Origin of the sequence: Pseudomonas morbosilactucae (assembly GCF_023241715.1) — a bacterium.
Lineage (GTDB): Bacteria > Pseudomonadota > Gammaproteobacteria > Pseudomonadales > Pseudomonadaceae > Aquipseudomonas > Aquipseudomonas morbosilactucae.
In genome coordinates this window covers 25,994-47,177 of record NZ_JALQCW010000088.1, presented here as the reverse complement: position 1 = coordinate 47,177, position 21,184 = coordinate 25,994, and the positions used below count along the sequence as shown (strand labels likewise).

The window sequence follows — 21,184 nt, the reverse complement described above, 5'->3', positions numbered from 1 at the left end:
TCGGGCCCCCAAGGAAACCGACTGCAAATATTGACTCGTCCTTCCAGGTCGACCCTCTTTCGATCCAAATTCGGAGCTGTTATGTCCAGGCTGTCCCATCAAGATTTGCGCCGTGCCTTCCGTGAACTGATTGCTTCCAACAGCTGCTATCACACCGCTTCGGTATTCGACCCGATGTCCGCGCGCATTGCCGCCGACCTGGGTTTTGAAGTCGGCATCCTCGGCGGCTCCGTGGCCTCGCTGCAGGTCCTGGCGGCCCCCGACTTCGCCCTCATCACCCTCAGCGAGTTCGCCGAGCAAGCCACGCGCATCGGCCGTGTCGCCCAACTGCCGGTACTGGCTGACGCCGACCACGGCTACGGCAACGCCCTCAACGTGATGCGCACCGTGGTCGAACTGGAGCGCGCCGGTGTGGCCGCCCTGACCATCGAAGACACCCTGCTGCCGGCCCAGTTCGGACGCAAATCCACGGACCTGATCACCGTCGCCGAAGGCGTTGGCAAGATCCGCGCCGCGATTGAAGCCCGGGTCGATCCGGAGCTGGCGATCATCGCCCGCACCAACGCAGGGATCCTGCCGGTCCAGGAAATCATCAGCCGCACCCAGAGCTACCAGAAGGCCGGGGCGGACGCGATCTGCATCGTTGGCGTGCGCGACTTCGAGCACCTGGAACAGATCTCCGAACACCTGAGCGTACCGCTGATGCTGGTCACTTACGGCAACCCGCTGCTGCGTGACGACGCTCGCCTGGCCGAGCTGGGAGTGCGGATTGTGGTGGACGGCCATGCGGCCTACTTCGCGGCGATCAAGGCCACCTACGACTGCCTGCGTGAACAGCGGCAGATCTTCACCCAGGCCTCTGACCTGAGTGCCACCGAGCTGGCCCACACCTACACCCACCCCGATGACTACATCGTCTGGGCCAAAGAGTTCATGAGCGTCAAAGAGTGAAACCGGGGCCTCGCCAAGGCGAGGCATAACCCCCCTTACACACGGGGGGCGAAGGCGCCTTCGACGCAATCCAGAATCTGCCCGATGGTCCAGGGCTTGCGAATGAACGCCACCGGATGACGCACACCTGAGCTTTCAGGGGTCTCGAAACCGGACATGATCACGATGGGTATGTTCGGCCAGCGATCACCCACCCGATTAGCCAGACTCGCACCATTCAATACCCCCGGCATGGTGATGTCGGTGAGCAACAACCCCACCTCCCCCGCATGCTCTTGTAAAAATACCGCTGCCGCATCGGCACCGCTTTCTGCGCGAGTGGCAAAGCCTTCGTCCTGCAGAATCTCACAGAGAAATTCCAGGACCGTGGGTTCATCCTCGACCACGAGAATCAAGCGCGCGGCGCCCTCAGGGTTCAGTGACGATACTGCAGACATGAGGGTGACACTCCCTGTTGTGTTGACCTTTGCACGGACGGTAGCCCGCTACCTACGAGGTATGAGCAGCCCCTTGACGATAAATTCATTCTTCCTGCGGGCGGAAGTTATTTTTGCTTAAATTGTGCCCGCCCGAGCCGCTGCCACAGGTCGCAGCCCATGCGCCGGAACTTATCGGCCCGGCGCCTGCCAGAACCCGGCAGATCGGTTCGCTAGGAGCCGTTAATCGTCAGTAGTCGCCAAAAAGGATGCTCAACGACATGCCACATCACCCAGACCATTCATGGTTCGAAGCTGCCTGGGCACAACGGGAAGAACAGCTGTACCCGACGCTGTTCGGCGCCCTCGGCCCCGGCATCTACCCCCTGGACGGGGCGCTGTTCAGCGAGCGCCTCGGGCAGACCGACATCGACCCGCGCTGGCTGACCATCGGCGTCTTCGAGTCGCCGCCCAACGCCCAGCGCGACAGCTGGCTGTACGTCACTTCCGGCCTGTCCAACGCCTGGCACGATGCCCAACCCGAGCCGACAGGCGCGTCCGGCATGGGCCAGGAACTGCTTCTGGAAAGCCGTGAGCAAGCGCCCTGGGCCCTGTCCCTGCTGCGCAAGCTGGCGGGCTACCAGATCCTCCTCGATGCCGGGCGCTTCCCGGAACAGGTGCCGCTGAATGCCTGGGATCGCATGCCCATGGGCGTGGCCATCGACGGCGCCGACAGCCTCCTGCAGACCTTGCTGTTTGTCCCGGCCCCGACCTTCAGCGACAGCTACGCACTGCTGTCCGGGCACTTCGAGTTCTTGCAGGTTATCGGCCTGAGCCAGGGCGAACACGCCTGGGCCAAGGAGCATGAATACGAGCCGCTGCTGCAACGCCTGCTAGACGCCCGGGCAGCGCCGGTGATCGATCCCGCGCGCGACAGTGCTGTGAAACTGGGTGCCGCCTGTGCGACGCCCATGGACTATTATTTTTTTGCCCAGGTCCGGGCAATGATGGGTTAGATTCAGCCTGCAAAGGCTTTTATGCGGGCGTTTGCTTTATTCACTGACCGCCATAGAAAATACCCAGCCCCAGCGGTCAGATTCATTGCCGACCTTTTTTTGCCACTGGCCCACGGGCGCGGTGGTTCTGCTTTCAGGGAACTCAGAATGCCCCCACGACACGTCATCAACGCCTCGGTCAGCCCGAAAGGCAGCCTGGAAACACTCTCGCAACGAGAAGTCCAACAACTCAGCGAAGCCGGTTCCGGCAGCATCTACACCCTCTTCCGCCAGTGCGCCCTGGCCATCCTCAACACCGGCGCCCACGTTGACAACGCCAAGACCATCCTCGACGCCTACCACGACTTCGAAGTGAAGATTCACCAGCAGGACCGCGGCGTGCGCCTGGAACTGTTGAACGCTCCCGCCGATGCCTTCGTCGACGGCGAGATGATCGCCAGCACCCGCGAAATGCTCTTCAGTGCCCTGCGCGACATCGTCTACACCGAGAACGAACTGGACAGCCAGCGCATCGACCTGGACAGCTCCCAAGGCATCACCGACTACGTTTTCCACTTGCTGCGCAACGCCCGCACCCTGCGCCCCGGTGTGGAGCCGAAGATGGTGGTGTGCTGGGGCGGCCACTCGATCAACACCGAAGAATACAAGTACACCAAGAAGGTCGGTCACGAACTGGGCCTGCGCAAACTGGACATCTGCACCGGCTGCGGCCCAGGCGTGATGAAGGGCCCCATGAAGGGCGCAACCATCGCCCACGCCAAGCAACGCATGAGCGGCGGCCGCTACCTGGGCCTGACCGAGCCGGGCATCATTGCCGCCGAAGCGCCGAACCCGATCGTCAATGAACTGGTGATCCTGCCGGACATCGAGAAGCGCCTGGAAGCCTTCGTCCGCGTCGGCCACGGCATCATCATCTTCCCCGGCGGCGCCGGCACCGCCGAAGAGTTCCTGTACCTGCTGGGCATCCTGATGCACCCGGACAACCGCGACCTCCCATTCCCGGTGATCCTCACCGGCCCCAAGAGCGCGGCGCCGTACCTGGAGCAGCTCAACGCCTTCGTCGCCTCGACCCTGGGCGAAGCGGCGCAGAAGCACTACCAGATCATCATCGACAACCCGGCGGAAGTGGCCCGGCAGATGACCGAGGGCCTGAAGACCGTCAAACAGTTTCGCCGCGAGCGCAACGACGCCTTCCACTTCAACTGGCTGCTGAAAATCGACGAAGGCTTCCAGCGCCCGTTCGACCCGACCCACGACAACATGGCCGGCCTGCAACTCAACCATCAGTTGCCGCCCCATGAACTGGCCGCCAACCTGCGCCGCGCGTTCTCCGGCATCGTCGCCGGCAACGTCAAGGACCAGGGCATCCGCCTGATCGAACAGAAAGGCCCGTACAGCATCCACGGTGACCCGGCGATCATGCAGCCCCTGGACCAACTGCTCAAAGCCTTCGTCGAGCAGCACCGCATGAAGCTGCCGGGCGCGCCGCCTACGTGCCGTGCTACCGCGTGGTCAGCTGACGCTTCCTGACGCCCTCGGCAGTCCAATGACGCCGCGTTCCCTTGCCGGGAGCGCGGCGTTTTTCATTCCCGGGTTACCCGCTCCGGAACCCGTCACCCAGCAGCACTTCACCTTTGGCTATAGGCATAAGAATTTCCTAGAGGGCAGGACACGCAAAGCTCCCTACCATGCGCCAGACCCCGCTGAGCGGGGGCCCTCAAGGAAAACACGCGGCGCCCTGCATGACCGTGCGGGGCTGCTGGCGCGTATAGGCGGAGAGCAGCATGCAACGTATAAAAAATCCGGGGACCATGTATCCCTCCCCTCTGAAGCCCCACCCATTGACCCTCGCGCTGGCAATGGCCTGCGCCCTCCCGGCCCAGGCCGAAGATTTCAGATGGGGAGAGATCAGTGGCCGCTTCGACTCGTCGCTGTCCATTGGCGCCAGTTGGGGAATGCGCGATGCCGACAACCGCTTCATCGGCGTGGCCAACGGCGGCAGCGCCTCGACCCGCACCGGCGACGATGGCCGGCTGAACTTTCGCAAGGGCGAAACCTTCTCCAAGACCTTCAAGGGCCTCCACGATCTGGAGCTGAGCTACGGTGATACCGGGCTCTTCGTCCGCGGCAAATACTGGTACGACTTCGAACTCAAGGACGGCCGCCAGCACCTCTACGACATTGACGATCACGGCCGTGACCGCGCCGCCCGGGCCTCGGGTGCGGAACTGCTGGACGCCTTCCTCTACCACCACTACAGCATCGCCGATCTGCCGGGCAGCGTCCGGGTCGGCAAGCAAGTGGTGAGCTGGGGCGAAAGCACCTTCATCGGCAACTCCATCAACGCTATCAACCCCGCCGACGTGGCCGCCCTGCGCCGCCCCGGCTCGGAGCTCAAGGAAGGCCTGATCCCGGTCAACATGCTCTACCTGAACCAGGGCCTGAGCGACAACCTGTCCATCGAAGCCTTCTACCAACTGACTTGGCAAAAGACCGTGCTGGACAACTGCGGCACCTACTTCGGCGGTGATGTGGCCGCCAAGGGCTGCGACTTCGGCATGACCGTCAACGGCAGCGACTTCGACCGCGACGCCCCAAGCTATGGCTACGTGCCCCGACTCAACGACCAGGATGCGCGCAACAGTGGTCAGTTTGGTGTGGCCCTGCGCTGGACGGTGCCGGAGCTCAACGAAACCGAATTCGGCTTCTATGCCCTCAACTACCACAGCCGCACCCCGGAAAGCGCCTGGCAGGTGGGCCGGGGCGCGTTCCTCGACCCGGTGGGCGGCCTGGCTGGCCAGGGCGGCATCAGCACCGCACGCTACTACCTGGAATACCCGGAAGATATCCGCCTCTACGGCCTGAGCTTTGCCACCAACATCGGCAGTACCGCAGTGTCCGGCGAGATCAGCTACCGACCGAACATGCCCCTGTCCCTCAACAGCACCGACGTCTCCACCGCGGCCACACTGGGCTCGGCCGCCACTAACCCGGCCATCAACGCCGGCCTGCCGATCTTCGACAGCGGCTGGGCCAGCTCGGCCTACGGTTCGCGGATCCAGGGCTACAAACGCATGCCCTACACCCAGGCCCAGCTCACCGCGATCCAGGCCTTCGACCAGGTCCTGGGCGGCGACCGCCTGACCCTGGTGGGGGAAGCCGGTTTCGCCCATATCGGCGGCCTGGACAGCAGCGACGGCTCGGGCCTGCGCTTTGGCCGCAACAGCGTCTACGGCAACGGCGAGCTGGCCCAGGCCGGCAACGCCGCGCTGCTGGGGGTGTCCGGCAACGACATCTGCCGCGCCCTGAACTCGGCCAACCCCGGCCAGTGCACCGACAAGGGCTTCTACACCCAGAACGCCTGGGGCTACCGGCTGCGGGCAGTGCTGGAGTTCAACGACGCCATCGCCGGTGCCAACCTCAAGCCCAACCTGTCGTTCTCCCACGATGTCGAGGGCTACGGCCCGACCTTCAACGAAGGCAACAAGGCCCTGAGCATCGGCCTGGATGCCGACTTCATGTCCAAGTACACCGCCAGCCTCAGCTACACCGACTTTTTTGGCGGCGATTACAACACCAACACCGACCGCGACTTCCTTGCCCTGAGCCTGGGCGTGAGTTTCTAGAGTCCGCTGCCCTATCGAGGTTAACCATGAGACATCCCCACCTGCTGCAGATTGGCTGCTTCACCCTGAGCCTGCTGGCCGGCCCCGTGCTGGCGGCAGTCTCCAGCGAACAGGCGGCACGCCTGGGCAAGGACCTGACCCCGGTGGGTGCCGAGCGCGCCGGCAACGCCGATGGCAGCATTCCGGCCTGGACCGGCGGCCTGCCCACCAGCACCGGCAAGATGGACGCCGACGGTTTTCTGCAAGACCCCTATGCCGGGGAAAAACCGCTGTTCACCATCACCGCCGAGAACCTTGAGCGGTATCGCGCCAAGCTCAGCCCCGGCCAGTTGGCGATGTTCAAGCGCTACCCCACGACCTACCGAATGCCGGTCTACCCGAGCCATCGCAGCGTCAACCTGCCGCAAAAAAGCCTCGACGCCACGCTGAGCAATGCCAGCCGCACCACCCTGGTGGAAGGCGGCAACGGCCTGGAGAACTACAGCCCCGGCGCGGTGCCGTTCCCCATTCCCAAGGACGGCCTGGAGGTGATCTGGAACCACATCGGCCGCTACCGAGGCGAGAGCCTCAAGCGCATCGTCATGCAGGCCTCGCCTCAGGCCAACGGCAGCTTCACCCCCAGCGTGGTCAAGCAGGAGCTGGCCTACCCCACGGGCCTGAGCGACTACCAACCGGCGGAAATGGCCAACATCCTCAACTACTACCGTGAGGAATTCCTTTCCCCGGCGCGCCTGGCGGGTGGCGTGCTGCTGGTCCACGAGACCATCAACCAGGTCAAGGAACCGCGCATGGCCTGGCAATACAACGCCGGCCAGCGCCGGGTGCGGCGCGCCCCGCAGATTGCCTACGACAGCCCGGCCGCCGAGGGCATGCGCACCCTCGACGACTTCGACCTGTTCAACGGCGCCCCGGACCGTTTCGACTGGAAGCTGGTGGGCAAGCAGGAAATGTACATTCCCTACAACAGCTACCGCCTGGAATCACCCACGCTCAAGTACACAGAGATCGTCCAGGCCGGGCACCTGAACCCGGAGCACACACGCTATGAACTGCACCGGGTCTGGCACGTGCAGGCGACGCTGAAACCCAGCCAGCGCCACGTCTATTCCAAGCGCGACCTCTACATCGACGAGGACAGCTGGCAAGCAGCGATCACCGACGCCTACGACGGTCGTGGCACCCTGTGGCGCGTCGCGGAAGGCCACGCCAGTTTCTTCTACGACGTCCAGGTTCCGTCCTTCGCTGCCGAAGCCCACTACGATGTGCTGTCCGGGCGCTACGCGGTGAACTCCCTGCGCAACGAAGAGAAGAACAGCTACCAGTTCAACCTGCCCTTCAGCCGCAAGGAGTTCACCCCTTCAGCCTTGCGGGCCACCGGGATTCGTTGAGCCGGTTTAACAAATTGGTACGTCTCCGATCCCCCGGGGTGGGGGTTTTGGCTTAGATTCAAACCCCCATTCCCACTCGGTACCCCGCCATGAAGCTGCATCAGCTGCGCGCCCTCGTCTCCATCTGCGAAAGCGGCAGCATCCAGGAGGCTTCGCGCCTGCTGCACATCTCGCAACCGGCCCTGTCCAAGGGCATCAAGGAACTGGAAGCGGAATTGGGCGTGCCGCTGCTGATCCGCTCCAATCGCGGCATAACCGCCACTGAATACGGCGAGCGCCTGGTGCGCCGCGCACGGCTGATCCTGGAGGAGGTACGCCGCGCCGCGGAAGAAATCGACACCCTCAAGGGGCGCATGGACGGTAAGCTGTCCATCGGCGTGTCGCCGGTCACCCCCGGCCCGCAGTTTGTCAGCAGCCTCAATCGCTATCGCCAGCGCTTCCCCAAGGTCCAGGTACAGATCCACGAACTGCGCCCCTCGAAACTCATGGAAGGCTTGCGCGAAGGCCAGCTCGACATGGCCCTCAGCTCACTGCCGCCGTCGCGCAATACCGATGGCTTCCATTGGGAAGAACTCTACGCCCAGCCCACGGTGCTGGTGGTGCGCAAGGACCATCCACTGCGCCATGCCCGGCATTTGCATGAACTGCGGGAACAGGAATGGCTGCTGCAGGATTCCCTGGAGCAATCCAGGGTCGGGGTGATGTTCGAGGAAAACGGCGTGGCGCCGCCACAGAACGTTATCGAATGCGCGTCGGTGGTGCTCTTCGCCGAACTGGCGATCACCAGCGATGCGGTCAGCTATTGGTCGCTGCGGGTACTGGAAAGCGCACCGATGCTGATGGCGAAGCTGGAAATCCTGCACATCGTCGAGCCGGTGCCACCAATGAACATCTCCCTGGTGTGCCGCGATCAGGAACTGATGACCCGCGAGGCCAAGGCCCTGGCCGATGATCTGATCTACGTCTACAAGGGGCCGTCGAAGCCGCTGCCGAACCTGGTGCCGGCGATTGCCTGAACCCCCGCTGCCGTTCCTTGATAACCACAACCGATAAGCATGCCCAGAGGTGATTATTCAGCACTGGGCCGCTCGGGCATGCTGCGGGCCACCGTCAGCCGCTCGGAAATGGACCCCATGACAGCGCCCCACTCGCCCCTGATCCCGCAAATCCTCGCCTGGCAGGACAGCTTCGCCCAGCTGCGACGAGACCTTCACCAGCACCCGGAACTGGGGTTTGCCGAACAGCGCACCAGCGAACGTGTCGCCCAGAGCCTTGAGCAATGGGGCATCGAGGTCCACCGCGGCATCGGCGGCACCGGCGTGGTGGGCGTGCTGCGCAACGGCAGCAGCACACGCAGCCTGGGAATTCGTGCCGACATGGACGCCCTGCCAATCCATGAACAGAGCGGCGTTGCATGGCAAAGCCGACAACCGGGCACCATGCATGCCTGCGGCCATGACGGGCACACCGCGATCCTGCTGTGTACCGCCCGCTACCTGGCCGAAAGCCGGCAGTTCGACGGCACCGTCCACCTGATTTTCCAGCCGGCCGAAGAAACCCTCGGCGGTGCCCGACGGATGATCGAGGACGGGCTGTTCGAGCGTTTCCCCTGTGATGCGGTGTACGCCCTGCACAACATGCCGACCTTGCCGGTGGGGGTATTCCTGACCCAGCCCGGGGCCATGAGCGCCTCTTCGGACAACGTGCACATCCGCCTGATCGGCGTCGGTGGCCACGGCGCCATGCCCCACAAGACCAGGGACCCGGTAGTGGCCGCCGCCGAACTGGTGCTGGCCCTTCAATCCATCGTTGCGCGCAACGTGCCGGCCGGCGAAGTGGCGGTGATTACCGTGGGCGCATTGCACGCCGGTGAAGCCGCCAACGTGATCCCCGATCACGCCACCCTGGCGCTGAGCGTACGCACCACGAACCCGCAGATCCGCGCCCTGCTCAAGCAACGCATCGGCGAAGTGGCCCGGGGCGTCGCCGCCACCCATGCCCTGGAACTCGACTATCAGTACGAAGAACGCATCGGCGTGCTGCTCAACACCCCGGCCGAAACCGCCCTGTTGCAGCAAGTGGCCCGGGACCTGCTAGGCCCCGAGGGGCTAATGACCAGCATTCCCAGCGGCTTTCTCGGCAGCGAGGATTTTGCCTCGATGCTCGAACAACGGCCCGGCTGCTACATCGTCATGGGCAACGGCACCGAAGGCGCCCACGGCTGCATGGTGCACAACCCCGGCTACGACTTTAACGACGCCGCCCTGCCCTATGGCGCCAGCCTTTGGGCCCGGCTGGTGGAAACCGCGCTGCCCCGGACTGAAGAGCGCCCCACTGAAGAGTCGCACACTGAATAGCCTCGAACTGAATAGCACTGCCGAACAGCCCAGCCCTGAATAACAACACGCCAAGGACAGAGACCCGCCATGTCGACACCCGCCACAAAACCCCGCGCCCTGATCATGGCCCTGCTGATGGCGGTGATGGTCATCAGCGTGCTGGACAAGACCATCTTCGCCTTCGCCGGGGTGCAGATCATCGAAGAGCTGCAACTGACCCCGGAGCAGTTCGGCTTCGTCGGCAGCGCGTTTTTCTTCCTCTACTCGATCTCCGGGATCGCCGTGGGCTTTCTCGCCAATCGCTTCCCCACCCGCTGGATTCTCAGCGTCATGGCCCTGGTCTGGACCAGCGCCCAACTGCTGGTGACCGTGGCCGGCAGCCTCGGCGCCCTGACCGCCAGCCGCCTGTTGCTGGGGGCCGGCTGCGGCCCGGGCACAGCGGTGACCCAGCACGCCGCCTTCAAGTGGTATGGGATTCGCGAGCAGGTGCTGCCGGCCTCGCTGATCCAGGTCTCGATCATGCTTGGTGGCCTGCTCGGCGCCCTGGCCCTGCCCTACGCCATCAGCCACTTCGGCTGGCGCAGCGCCTACCTGGCCCTGGCGATCCTGAGCCTGGGCTGGGCACTGCTGTGGCTGCTGTTCGGTGCCGAAGGCCAGCACCAGGAAGAGCAAGGCCCGGCGCCGCAGGAGGCGCGCATTCCCTATCGTCACCTGCTGCTCAACCGCACCTTTGTCTGGATCTCGCTGATGTGCTTCCTGGCCTACCTGCCCAACGCCCTGTCCTTCAGCTGGTCGGCGGTGTACATGCAAAAAGGCCTGGGGCTGAGCCCGATGCAGACCGGCTACGTGATGTTCACCGCCACCCTGGGCATCATCGTCCTCAACGTGCTGGTCTCGGCACTCTCCCAACGCATGCTCCGACGCGGCCTGGGCGAGCAGCGCAGCCTGGTGCTGCCGCCGATGCTCTGCTGCATCTTCGGCGGCCTGGCGTTCTGCGCCCTGGGCGCCCTGCACGACGAGCTGTGGCTGAAGTTGACGCTGTTTGTCAGCGGCGCGGTGCTGCTCAACGGGGTGTTCGCCTTTGGCATGACCATCACGTCCCATATTTCGCCGTCGATCCAGCGCGGCGCCATGCTGGCCATCCACGTCGGCAGCATGACCTTCTCCGGCATGCTCGCGCCCTGGCTGGTGGGGCGCCTGGTGACCCTGTTCGACCATGACATCGCCCGGGGTTTTGAAACCGCCCTCAACGGCATCGGCTTGGCCACCCTGGTCTGTGCCCTGCTGGGGCTGTGGGTAATCACCCCCCAAGCCACTCGCCAGCGCCTGCTGGACCTCGCGCCCGCGCCCCTGGCCGACACCGCCCGGCCCGTGTAGCGCCAGCCCGGCGCGCCAGGCCAGGGCGCGCCATTCCCTTGATGATGATCCGCAGCGGCCCCACTCCAGGGCGCCGGGCCTCGCCGTGGATTGCTCACCCTCGATACACCCAGGAAGCTTCCATGACCCTCGCCTGTTTTTCCGCCACCTACGCTGAAGCCCGCCACAAATTCCTCGACGCCTGCGCCCGACGCGGGTCCTTGGTGCAGTCCTATGTGCACCCGCTCAAGGGCCGCGATCAGGAAACCCTGGCCATCGATCTGTACCGTACGGGCCCGGCCAACGCCCGCAACCTGCTGCTGATCAGCAGCGGCTGCCACGGCGTCGAAGGCTTTTGCGGCTCGGCGGTGCAGATCGACCTGCTGCACAACGAGCGCTGGATCGAACTCACCCGCCAGCCCGACCTGGCGGTGATCTACCTGCATGCGCTGAACCCCTATGGCTTTTCCTGGCTGCGCCGGGTGACCCACGAAAACGTCGACCTGAACCGCAACTTCCTCGACTTCAGCCAGCCCCTGGCGGACAACCCCGGCTACCGCGCCATCGCCGATTGCCTGCTGCCTCGACACTGGCCGGCCAGTGTGGCCAGCGGCGCACGCCTGCTCCTGCACACCGCACGCCTCGGGCCCAAGGCCTTGCAGGCGGCCATCTCCCGGGGCCAGCACAGCCACCCCGACGGCCTGTTTTTCAGTGGCCTGGCACCCACCTGGAGCAACCAGCAGATCCGCGCCCTGCTGCGCCAGCACGCCCAGCAATGCCGACGCATCGCCTGGATCGACATCCACACCGGCCTGGGCCCCACGGGCGTGGGCGAGCGCATCTACAAAGGCCGTGCCCACCCCGAGGACCTGGCCCGGGCACAGGCGTGGTGGGGGCCAAAGGTGACCAACAGTTTCGATGGCAGCTCCGCCTCGGCCCAGTTGGAGGGCACCCTGGACCTGGCGGTGATGGAAGAATGCCCCCAAGCCCAATACAACGGCCTAACCCTGGAGTACGGCACCCGCTCGGGGTGGCAAGTGCTTGACGCCCTGCGCGCCGAACAGTGGCTGCAGAACAATCCCCAGGCGCCTCAACGGCTGTATGAGCAGATCAAGCGGCAGCTGCGCAATGCCTTCTACGTGGACACCCCGCAATGGAAACAGCAGGTGCTGGAGCAGGCGCGGGCGCTGTGCTGGGAGACGGTGGCGGGGTTGCAGAACGATCCGCAATAAAACGCGGCGCCCCGGGGCTGGCAGGCCCCGGGACACCGCAGAAGGTCACTTCAGTTTGAGCTTCAGTTGCGCGCCGAGCAGCGCACAGATGCTGAGGATCGCGGCAAACATCAGGTAATAGGCGGGGGCTGCCTTGCTGCCGGTGACGGCAATCAGCGAGGCGGCGATAAAGGGCGCGAAGCCGCCGAAGAAGGTCACGCCCAGGTTGTAGCTCAGGGACATGCCGGTGGCACGGGTCTGCACCGGGAAGATCTCCGACATCAGGGCCGGCAGCGGCGCGAAGTACACCGCTTTGATCAGGGCCATCAGGCTCACCACCAGCATCAGCGAGAGCAAGGTCGGCTCGGCGTTGAGCCAGAGAAATGCCGGGTACGCCACGCACAGGTAGAACAGCGCCGAGAACAGCATGATGCGGATGCGCCCGATGCGGTCTGAAAGCATGCCGACAAAGGGCGTGACAAAGGTCAGGATCAACCCGCCGATCAGGGTCGCCATAAACCCGGAAGACTGGGGCAGGCCCAAGTCCTTGGCGGCGTAGGACGGCATGTACTGGATCAGGTAGTTGGACGCGGTGGACACCACCAGCGCCCCCATGGCGATCAGCAACAGCAGCTTCTGCCCGGCGAACAGCGTGCGCACCGGCGCCTTGCTCGACTCGGCGGCATCGAACACAGGCGACTCGTCGCAATGCTTGCGGATGTACATGCCCACCGGCCCGATCAACAGACCGAGGAAGAACGGCACTCGCCAGCCCCAGTCCATCATCTCTTCAGGGCTCAGGTTGACGGTGGTGAAATAACCGGCCAGGGACGCCAGCACCGTACCCAGGCCTTGGCTGGCGAACTGCAGGCTGGCGATAAAACCACGACTGCGGGGCGATGCGTGTTCGATCAGGTAGGCCGTAGAACTGCCGAATTCGCCACCGGCGGAAAAGCCCTGGAGCAACCGCGCCAGGAAGATCCCGATGGGCGCCAGGATGCCGATGCTGGCATAGGTCGGGATCACCGCGATGATCAGGGTGCCGATCAGCATCAAGGTGATGGACAGACTCATGGACTTCTTGCGCCCGGCGCGATCGGCGTAGGCGCCCAGCACCATGGCCCCCAGTGGCCGGATCAGAAACGACACGCCAAAGGTGCCGAAGGTGATCATCAGCGACAGGCTTTCACTGTCCGTGGGGAAAAACAGCTTGGAAATGACGAACGCAAAATAGGCGTACAACGCCATGTCGTACCATTCCAGGGTATTGCCGACCAAGGCCGCGCAAGCCGTGCCCCAAATGGATTTTGGCTTGGCTCGGGCATGCCCCTCGAGGGCCACGGAATCGGTTGTGCTGTGCATGAGAGGTCCGCCTTTATAAGGTTTGTTATGGCAGGAAACGAGTGCAGCAATCAGTGTTTTTCGACGCGTTGGATTTCTTGTTGTGAACAACTGACAGCGAGGTTCGAGCCGGACCTGATCAGGGAAAGCCGATGTCGGGGCGATTGTAGGCACAGCCCCAGCGTGCTTAAAATAATTTTATTGGCAATCAACCGTTCGCATTTTGTGAACGCTCTAACCCCTCTTCTCAAGGCTGCAGCAGCGCCACCAGGTGATCGCGAAACACCGCCACCGCCTGGGGCAACTCGCGTCCGGCCATGCTCTGCAGCTCGATGCGCCGGGCCTGCAAGGTCTCGTCGGAGAAGGGAATGGAGACAATCCGCCGGCTGCGCTGGTAGGTGGTGCTGCTGATCGGGTTGGCCAGGCTGACCCCGCCGCCCTGGGCGACGAAGCGGTACAACGCGGCAAAGGAATTGCTCTCCAGCACCAGGTTGAACTCCAGGCCCTGGACCCCGCAGCAAATGTCGAACAGCCGCCGGGCGGTGGTGTCCGGAGTCTGCATGGCCATGGGGTAGGGCTGCAGCTCGGCCAGGGCGATGCTGTCGCGCAAGGCCAGCGGGTGCTCCACCGGCAGCATGGCCATGATGCCGCCCGGGGCCACGCACTCGACGTTGATCTCGCGCTCCGGCGACAGGCTGTAGGTCAGGCCCAGGTCGGCCTGGCCTTCACGTACCCGACGGGTCACTTCCTCTGGCCCGACCACCTCCAGGGAAAACAGAATGCCGTCGTAGGTCTTGCGGAACTCGGCAATGGCGTCCGGCAGAAAATCAATGGCAAACCCCTGGGAACAGGCCAGACGGATATTGCCCCGGCGCAGCCCGTGCAACTCCCGCAATTCCTCGACCAGTTGCCCGGTTTCCATCTGCGCCTTGCGCACGTGGCTGGCCAGGCGCTCCCCCGCCGCCGTCGGCAACATGCCCCGGGAACGGCGCTCGAACAACGGGGTGTCGAGTTCGTATTCGAGCTTGGCGATCTGCCGGCTGACCGCCGAGGCCGCGACGTTGAGCTTGACCGAGGCTTCATTGACCGAGCCGCAGCGCACCACCTCGAAAAAGTAACGCAGGGCAATGGATTGCATGCTGTTGAATTGCATGGGTAGCGCCTCCGGCGTTGCTTTAATAGCAACACTTCATTCTAAACATTGTGATTGTTGCAGCTAACGGCCGAGTCTAGAGTCCTGCTCAATCCTTGGCTAGGGCGCACTGGGCGCCGGCCTCTTGCATTGAAGGAACCGGCCCTATGAGTCGATCAGCTGCCATTGCCGCGGTGACCCGGATGTTTGCCAGCGGCGAGTTTCTCGCGACCCTCGAACGCAGCGTTGCCCACCGCACCGAAAGCCAGGAGCCGACGCGCCTGCCCGAACTGCGCGCCTACCTGGAAGACTTTATCGTGCCGCTGATCGAGCCCCTGGGGTTTGCCAGCACCCTGTACCCCAACCCGGAACCCGAGCACGGCCCGCTGCTGGTGGCCGAGCGCATCGAGGCTGTCGACCTGCCCACCCTGTTGATGTACGGCCACGGCGATGTGGTGCGCGGCTACGACGCGCAATGGCGCGAAGGCCTGTCACCCTGGCAAGTGGTGGTGGAAGGCGAACGCTGGTATGGCCGTGGCAGCGCCGATAACAAGGGCCAGCACCTGATCAACCTCAGCGCCCTGGCCCAGGTGATCGAGGCCCGCGAGGGACGCCTGGGGTTCAACGTCAAGCTGCTGCTGGAAATGGGCGAGGAAGCCGGTTCGCCAGGCCTGCGTGAGTTCTGTGCAACCCACCCGCAACAACTGGCCGCCGACCTGTTCATCGCCTCCGACGGCCCTCGCCTGAGCGCCTTGCAGCCGACGATTTTCCTCGGTTCCCGGGGCGCGGTGAACATCGACCTCAAGGTCAATCTGCGTGACGGCGCGCACCACTCCGGCAACTGGGGCGGCCTGCTGCGCAACCCGGGGATCGTCCTGGCCAACGCCATTGCCAGCCTGGTCAACCAGGACGGCCAAGTGCAGGTCCCGGGGCTCAAGCCGGCGAGCCTGCCGGACTCGGTTAAACGCGCCATCGCCCCCCTGCAACTGACCCCCAGCAGCCCCAACGACCCGACCATCGACCCGAGCTGGGGCGAACCCGGGCTGAGCCCGGCCGAGCGGGTGTTCGGCTGGAACACCTTCGAAGTCCTGGCGTTCAAGACCGGCAACCCCGACGCACCGGTCAACGCCATCCCCGGCCATGCCAGTGCCCATTGCCAGGTGCGCTTTGTCGCTGGCAGCGATTTCCGCGAGTTTGTCCCAGCCATCCGCCGTCACCTCGACGCCCAGGGCTTCAGCCAGGTCGAGGTCAGCCAGAGCCCGGGCGGCGTGCTCAATGCCTCGCGCCTGGACCCGGACAACCCCTGGGTCCACTGGGCCTTGCATTCTCTGCAGAGCACCACCGGCAAGACTCCGGCCTTGCTGCCCAACCTCGGCGGCTCCCTGCCCAACGACATTTTTGTCGACGTGCTGGGCCTGCCGACCCTGTGGGTGCCCCACTCCTACGCCGCCTGCTCCCAGCACGCGCCCAATGAACACCTGCTGGCGCCGGTGGTGAAAGAAGGCCTGCAAATCATGGCCGGGTTGTTCTGGGACCTGGGGGAATCGGCCGTGGGCCTGCTACGCGAATCACGCGCCGCCGGCTGAAAGCCCCCCGTGAATCCAGGGATTTGACACGCCAAGGGACGCTGTGGAATAGTTTTCCAACAAAACTGGAATTCAATTCCACTTATGCCGCACTGACTGCAGTGCGGCCTTGGAGTGATCGATGGCAAGCGCTGCAAGCACCACCGAAGCCGGCTTTTCCGGGGTCCTGGACCGGGGCCTGGCGATTCTCGAACTGCTGGCCGGCAGCGCCGAGGGCCTGACCCTCAGCGCCGTGTCCGACCAACTGCGCATCCCGCGCAGCGCCACTCACCGCCTGCTGACGGCACTCGGCGAACACGCCTACGTGCGCCAGGAGCAGGAACGGGGCACCTACGTGCTCACCTCCAAACTGCAAGTCCTGGCCTTCCGGCAACTGTGCGCCAGCGGCCTGGTGGACGCCGTGCAACCGGTGCTCAATCGTCTCGCGGCGCAGGCCGGTGAACTGGTGCGCCTGGCGGTGGCCGACCCTCGGCAACTGACCTGGGTGGCCCGCGCCCAAGGTGCGCGCAACGGTTTGCGCTACGACCCGGACATGGGCATGGAGGCCCGGCTGTCCTGCTCGGCCACCGGTTTTGCCTGGCTGGCGTGCCTCGATGATGAGCAGGCACTGGCGCGGGTTGAGCACCAGGGTTACGGCAGCGTGGCCGAGTTCGGCCCCCACGCGCCACAAACCCCGGAGCAATTGCTGGCCCAACTGGCGGCCACGCGCCAACGCGGTTATGCCGTCGCGGTGCAAACCTTCAGCGACTGGATGGCGGCCATTGCCGTGGCCCTGCGGCACCCGGTGAGCCACCAGCCGATCGGCGTGATCAGCATCGCCGGCCCGGTGTTCCGTTTCAGCGAAGCCAAGCTGCACGAGGTCGCGCCCCTGCTGCTGGCCGCTGCGGCGGAAGTCCAGACATTGATCCCCGGTTCCCCGGCGCTGATGAGCCCGGAGCTGACTGCCCAATCCGTTCGTGAAGGCCTTGTATCGTGACCTCAACCCCTGAAATACCCCTCGCCCCCCTGGAATGCGACCTGCTGGTCATCGGCTCCGGCGCCTCGGGCCTGGCCGCCGCCGTCACCGCCGCCTGGCACGGCCTGAAGGTCGTGGTGGTGGAAAAAGACCCGGTGTTCGGCGGCGCCAGCGCCTGGTCCGGCGGCTGGATGTGGGTGCCCGGCAACCCCTTGGCGAAGCGCGCCGGGATTGACGAAGACCCGCAGCAGCCGCGCACCTACCTCAAGCATGAATTGGGCGAGCGTTATGACCCCGAGCGGATCGACGCCTTCCTCGACAACGGCCCGCCCATGGTGCGTTTTTTCGAGCAACACACGGCCCTGCAATTCGTCGACGGCAACGCCATTCCGGACATCCACGGCCAGGTGCCCGGAGCCGCCACCCAGGGCCATCAATTGATTGCCGCGCCCTACGATGCCCGGGCCCTGGGCCCGTTGCTCAAGCGCCTGCGCAAGACCCTGCGGGAAACCTCGTTCCTGGGCATGCCGATCATGGCCGGCGCCGACCTGGCAGCCTTCCTGACCCTGACCCGCTCGCTGAAATCCCTGCTCCACGTGAGCAAGCGCTTCGTGCTCCACCTGCGCGACCTGGCGTTGCACGGCCGGGCCATGCATCTGGTGAACGGCGTGGCCCTGGTGGCGCGCCTGGCCAAGTCGGCCGAAGACCTGGGGGTGACGCTGATGACCTCGGCACCGGCCAAACGCCTGCTGCAAGACGCCGAGGGCGTGCACGGCGCGGTGGTCGACACCGCCCAGGGCCCCCTGGAGATTCGTGCGCGGCGCGGGGTGGTGCTCGCTGCCGGCGGCTTCCCCCATGACATCCCACGGCGCCAGGCGCTGTTTCCGCGTACGCCCACCGGCCGGGAACACCTGGCCTTGCCGCCCCAGAGTTGCTCGGGCGACGGCATTCGCCTGGGCGAATCGGCCGGCGGCGTGCTCGCCACCGACCTGGCCTCCCCCGCCGCCTGGGCCCCGGTGTCGCGGGTGCCCCACGCCGACGGCAGCGTCGGCCACTTCCCGCACATCATCGACCGCGCCAAGCCCGGGCTGATCGGCGTGCTGGCCGACGGCAAGCGTTTCGTCAATGAAGCCGACGGCTACTACGACTACACCGCAGCCATGGTTGCCGCCGTACCCGAAGGCCAGGAAGTGGCGTCCTGGATGATCTGCGACCACCGCTTCCAGCGGCGCTATGGCCTGGGTTATTCGCGGCCGTTCCCGCTGCCGGTGGGGGCGTTGCTGCGCAGCGGCTACCTGCAGCGGGGCCGCAGCATCGAGGAACTGGCACAGCGCTGCGGCATCGACCCGCAAGGCCTGGCCGCCACTGTAAACCGTTACAACGAACACGCCCGCCAGGGCACAGACCCGGAGTTCGGCCGCGGCTCGACACCCTACAACCGCAAGCAGGGCGACCCGATGAGCACAGGCAGCAACCCCTGCGTGGCGCCCATCGAGCACGGCCCGTTCTACGCGGTGAAGGTGCTGCCCGGCAGCTTCGGCACCTTCGCCGGGCTCAAGACCAACGGCCAGGCCCAGGTGCTGGACGTGGCGCAACAACCGATTGCCGGGCTGTATGCGGTGGGCACCGACATGGCCAGCGTGATGGGCGGCTTCTACCCCTCCGGAGGCATCAACCTGGGCCCGGCCATGACCTTCGGCTACATCGCCGGGCGCCACGCCGCCGGGGTGACGGACGCCGCCCAGCGTGCGCAGAGCCCGCAGCCAATCATGGAAAAATAAACCTCGGGGCAGCCCCTGTCGGAAGCGACGCGGGGCTGTATAGTCGCGGCGAAAATGCCCCGTGAAAGGACTCTCCATGCTTTACCGATTCGCCGCCGACGCCCTGGTGCTGTTTCACCTGTCGTTCATTCTCTTTGTGCTGTTCGGCGGCTTGCTGCTGTTGCGCTGGCCGTGGCTGATCAGCCTGCACCTGCCGGCCGCCACCTGGGGCGTGGCGGTGGAAGTGTTCCACCTGGAATGCCCTCTGACCCGCTGGGAAAACCTGCTGCGCCACGCCGCCGGACAAGAGGGTTATGGCGCCGGTTTTATCGAGCATTACCTAATCCCGGTGATCTACCCCGCCGGCCTGACGCCCGGCATCCAGCTGTGGCTGGGGGCCCTGGTGCTGGGCCTCAACCTGCTGGTCTACCTGCGCCTGGTACGGGGCTGGAAACAGCGCCGCAACGCCAAGGGCTAGACCTTGAAGCGCGCCACGGTCTGATGCAGTTCGCCGGCCATCTGCGCCAGCTCGTGGCCGGCGCTGTCGGTGTGTTGCGCCCCTTGCAGCACCTGCTCGGACAAGGTGCGAATGCCCACCAGATTGCGATCCACCTCCCGCGCCACCAGGGCCTGTTGCTCGGTGGCACTGGCGATCATCAGGTTGCGTTCGTTGATCTGGGAAATGGAGCGGGTGATGTCCTCCAGGGCATCGCCCGCGCGCCGCGCCACCTCCAGGGTGCTCAGTACTCGCTCGCTGCTGCCTTGCATGGCGTTCACCGCCTGGCCGCTGTCCTGGCGGATATTGCCGATCATCTGCTCGATCTCCTGGGTCGATACTTGGGTGCGATGGGCCAGGGCCCGCACCTCGTCGGCGACCACAGCAAAGCCGCGCCCGGCGTCCCCGGCCCGGGCCGCTTCGATGGCCGCGTTAAGGGCCAGCAGGTTGGTCTGCTCGGCGATGCTGCGGATCACGTCCAGCACCGAACTGATGTCCTGCACCCGCCCGGCCAATTGCTGGATATGCCCGGCGGTGTCGTTCACCCCTTCGGCCAGGGCATTGATGGAGGCCACGGTTTCCTGCACCTGGGAACGGCCGCGCTGGGCACTTTGCTCCGAGGCCCGGGAGGCTTCGCTGGTGCTCACAGCGTTGCGCGCCACTTCATCCACGGCAGCGGTCATCTGATTCACTGCTGCCGCCGCCTGCTCGATCTCCAGGCCCTGCTGTTGCAATTGCAAGCTGGTCTGGCTGCTGACCGCGCTGAGTTCCTCGGATGAACTGGCCACCCGGTCCACGGACGCGGCAATGTGCTTGACCATGCCATTGAGGCTGCCCTGCATCTGCTGCATGGAGCGCATCAGGCTGGCGGTGTCGCGGGCGGCGACAGGCACGTCGATGGTCAGGTCGCCCTGGGCAATCTGGCTCAAGACCTGGGCAGCGGCATCGGGCTCACCGCCCAGGGGTCGCGTCACGCTACGGGTGACCGCCACCCCGGCAGCCACCACCGCGCCCACGCACAGCACAAACAGCAGCACCATATTGAGGCGCGCGTCCCGATACAGGGCGTCGGCGGCTTGTTCGCGTTCGCTGAAAATCCGTCCCTGCAACGCCATCATCGCGTCCAGGCTCTGGTAGACCCGCTGTTCGGCGGGCATCACTTGCTGCTTGAGCTGGGCCATGGCCGCTTCGGTGGCGCCCTGGCGGATCAGCCCCTGGACCTGCATAAAGGCCGCGACATAGGCCTCGCGATGCTGCTTCAACTGGGCGTAGGCGGCCTTGCCCTCGGTGGAATCGAACAGCGGTTCCAGGGTGGCAAAGGCTTGGGTGATGCGTTGTTTGGTGGCCTCGATGGCCGGCGGGACCTGGGGGTTGTCCTTGTCGATCAGCAGGTCGCGGGTGTTGCGCCCGTTGTCCCGGACCCCGGTGGCAATCACCATGATCGGGTCGATTTTCGGCCAGTCCTGCTGGACGATCTGGGCGGCCTGGTCCTTGAGGGTGGCCAGGTCATGCACGGCATACAGGCCCATGCCCAGCAACGCCACCGGGGCGATGGCAAAACCCAGGGCGATACGTTGTGCGGTCGTCAATGTGGCCATTTCAAATGCTCCC

General features: G+C 65.0%; 16 protein-coding genes and 1 pseudogene. 13 read left to right on the top strand and 4 right to left on the bottom strand.

Features of this window, described 5'->3' with window-relative positions:
* The first annotated feature begins 81 nt into the window (after positions 1-81).
* Positions 82-951: an isocitrate lyase/PEP mutase family protein gene (locus M1B34_RS28880; RefSeq protein ID WP_123331755.1), complete on the top strand. Its 870-nt coding sequence runs from the start codon at positions 82-84 to the stop codon at positions 949-951.
* A gap of 35 nt (positions 952-986) precedes the next feature.
* On the opposite strand, the gene M1B34_RS28875 is transcribed toward M1B34_RS28880, so the two are convergent.
* On the bottom strand, positions 987-1,388 hold the full coding sequence (locus M1B34_RS28875) for a response regulator (RefSeq protein WP_268266919.1): 402 nt from the start codon (positions 1,386-1,388) through the stop codon (positions 987-989).
* A 260-nt stretch (positions 1,389-1,648) separates the two neighbouring features.
* On the opposite strand from M1B34_RS28875, the gene M1B34_RS28870 reads away from it, so the two are divergent.
* From M1B34_RS28870 to M1B34_RS28835, 8 genes and pseudogenes are all read left to right on the top strand, one after another.
* Positions 1,649-2,383, top strand: coding sequence for a suppressor of fused domain protein (locus tag M1B34_RS28870; RefSeq protein ID WP_268266918.1), 735 nt, complete (start codon positions 1,649-1,651; stop codon positions 2,381-2,383).
* 147 nt (positions 2,384-2,530) lie between these two features.
* Positions 2,531-3,903, top strand: a pseudogene (gene ppnN, locus M1B34_RS28865) (nucleotide 5'-monophosphate nucleosidase PpnN).
* Between the two features lie 291 nt (positions 3,904-4,194).
* Positions 4,195-6,009 (top strand): DUF1302 domain-containing protein, encoded by a 1,815-nt coding sequence (locus M1B34_RS28860; protein ID WP_425273554.1) that lies wholly within the window; start codon positions 4,195-4,197, stop codon positions 6,007-6,009.
* Positions 6,010-6,035: 26 nt separating this feature from the next.
* A complete protein-coding gene (locus tag M1B34_RS28855; protein WP_123331744.1) occupies positions 6,036-7,397 on the top strand; it encodes a DUF1329 domain-containing protein in 1,362 nt (453 codons plus the stop codon).
* 89 nt (positions 7,398-7,486) lie between these two features.
* Positions 7,487-8,413, top strand: a complete 927-nt coding sequence (locus M1B34_RS28850) for a LysR family transcriptional regulator (protein WP_123331742.1) — start codon at positions 7,487-7,489, stop codon at positions 8,411-8,413.
* Between the two features lie 117 nt (positions 8,414-8,530).
* A complete protein-coding gene (locus M1B34_RS28845; protein WP_268266941.1) occupies positions 8,531-9,754 on the top strand; it encodes a M20 aminoacylase family protein in 1,224 nt (407 codons plus the stop codon).
* 69 nt (positions 9,755-9,823) lie between these two features.
* Complete coding sequence (locus M1B34_RS28840) at positions 9,824-11,113, top strand: MFS transporter (protein WP_268266916.1); 1,290 nt, start codon at positions 9,824-9,826, stop codon at positions 11,111-11,113.
* 122 nt (positions 11,114-11,235) lie between these two features.
* Complete coding sequence (locus M1B34_RS28835) at positions 11,236-12,324, top strand: M14 family metallopeptidase (RefSeq protein WP_268266915.1); 1,089 nt, start codon at positions 11,236-11,238, stop codon at positions 12,322-12,324.
* Positions 12,325-12,369: 45 nt separating this feature from the next.
* On the opposite strand, the gene M1B34_RS28830 is transcribed toward M1B34_RS28835, so the two are convergent.
* Positions 12,370-13,665 carry an MFS transporter gene (locus M1B34_RS28830; RefSeq protein WP_123331736.1) on the bottom strand — a complete coding sequence of 432 codons (1,296 nt, stop codon included), beginning with the start codon at positions 13,663-13,665 and terminating at the stop codon, positions 12,370-12,372.
* Positions 13,666-13,891: 226 nt separating this feature from the next.
* Entirely contained in the window at positions 13,892-14,797 is a 906-nt protein-coding gene (locus tag M1B34_RS28825) for a LysR family transcriptional regulator (RefSeq protein WP_123331734.1), read from the bottom strand.
* A gap of 146 nt (positions 14,798-14,943) precedes the next feature.
* Here M1B34_RS28825 and M1B34_RS28820 point away from each other — a divergent pair, with 146 nt between their 5' ends.
* The 4 genes from M1B34_RS28820 (at position 14,944) to M1B34_RS28805 (ending at position 19,555) form a co-directional block, all read left to right on the top strand.
* Complete coding sequence (locus M1B34_RS28820) at positions 14,944-16,362, top strand: M20 family metallopeptidase (protein ID WP_268266914.1); 1,419 nt, start codon at positions 14,944-14,946, stop codon at positions 16,360-16,362.
* Between the two features lie 121 nt (positions 16,363-16,483).
* Positions 16,484-17,338, top strand: a complete 855-nt coding sequence (locus tag M1B34_RS28815) for an IclR family transcriptional regulator (protein ID WP_268266913.1) — start codon at positions 16,484-16,486, stop codon at positions 17,336-17,338.
* A gap of 14 nt (positions 17,339-17,352) precedes the next feature.
* Complete coding sequence (locus tag M1B34_RS28810) at positions 17,353-19,098, top strand: FAD-dependent oxidoreductase (RefSeq protein ID WP_268266940.1); 1,746 nt, start codon at positions 17,353-17,355, stop codon at positions 19,096-19,098.
* A gap of 76 nt (positions 19,099-19,174) precedes the next feature.
* Entirely contained in the window at positions 19,175-19,555 is a 381-nt protein-coding gene (locus tag M1B34_RS28805; protein WP_268266912.1) for a DUF2784 domain-containing protein, read from the top strand.
* Here the strand turns inward: M1B34_RS28805 and M1B34_RS28800 are convergent.
* Entirely contained in the window at positions 19,552-21,171 is a 1,620-nt protein-coding gene (locus M1B34_RS28800) for a methyl-accepting chemotaxis protein (RefSeq protein WP_268266911.1), read from the bottom strand. The two genes, M1B34_RS28805 and M1B34_RS28800, sit on opposite strands and share 4 nt — an antisense overlap.
* Between the last annotated feature and the right edge of the window lie 13 nt (positions 21,172-21,184).

Bases quoted from the DNA above. Each gene is read 5' to 3' on its own strand.
- M1B34_RS28840 (WP_268266916.1), top strand. From the start codon at position 9,824: ATGTCGACACCCGCCACAAAACCCCGCGCCCTGATCATGGCCCTGCTG.
- M1B34_RS28805 (WP_268266912.1), top strand. From the start codon at position 19,175: ATGCTTTACCGATTCGCCGCCGACGCCCTGGTGCTGTTTCACCTGTCG.
- M1B34_RS28875 (WP_268266919.1), bottom strand. From the start codon at position 1,388: ATGTCTGCAGTATCGTCACTGAACCCTGAGGGCGCCGCGCGCTTGATT.
- M1B34_RS28855 (WP_123331744.1), top strand. From the start codon at position 6,036: ATGAGACATCCCCACCTGCTGCAGATTGGCTGCTTCACCCTGAGCCTG.
- M1B34_RS28800 (WP_268266911.1), bottom strand. From the start codon at position 21,171: ATGGCCACATTGACGACCGCACAACGTATCGCCCTGGGTTTTGCCATC.
- M1B34_RS28825 (WP_123331734.1), bottom strand. From the start codon at position 14,797: ATGCAATTCAACAGCATGCAATCCATTGCCCTGCGTTACTTTTTCGAG.
- M1B34_RS28850 (WP_123331742.1), top strand. From the start codon at position 7,487: ATGAAGCTGCATCAGCTGCGCGCCCTCGTCTCCATCTGCGAAAGCGGC.
- M1B34_RS28830 (WP_123331736.1), bottom strand. From the start codon at position 13,665: ATGCACAGCACAACCGATTCCGTGGCCCTCGAGGGGCATGCCCGAGCC.
- M1B34_RS28820 (WP_268266914.1), top strand. From the start codon at position 14,944: ATGAGTCGATCAGCTGCCATTGCCGCGGTGACCCGGATGTTTGCCAGC.
- M1B34_RS28880 (WP_123331755.1), top strand. From the start codon at position 82: ATGTCCAGGCTGTCCCATCAAGATTTGCGCCGTGCCTTCCGTGAACTG.
- M1B34_RS28860 (WP_425273554.1), top strand. From the start codon at position 4,195: ATGTATCCCTCCCCTCTGAAGCCCCACCCATTGACCCTCGCGCTGGCA.
- M1B34_RS28835 (WP_268266915.1), top strand. From the start codon at position 11,236: ATGACCCTCGCCTGTTTTTCCGCCACCTACGCTGAAGCCCGCCACAAA.
- M1B34_RS28815 (WP_268266913.1), top strand. From the start codon at position 16,484: ATGGCAAGCGCTGCAAGCACCACCGAAGCCGGCTTTTCCGGGGTCCTG.
- M1B34_RS28870 (WP_268266918.1), top strand. From the start codon at position 1,649: ATGCCACATCACCCAGACCATTCATGGTTCGAAGCTGCCTGGGCACAA.
- M1B34_RS28845 (WP_268266941.1), top strand. From the start codon at position 8,531: ATGACAGCGCCCCACTCGCCCCTGATCCCGCAAATCCTCGCCTGGCAG.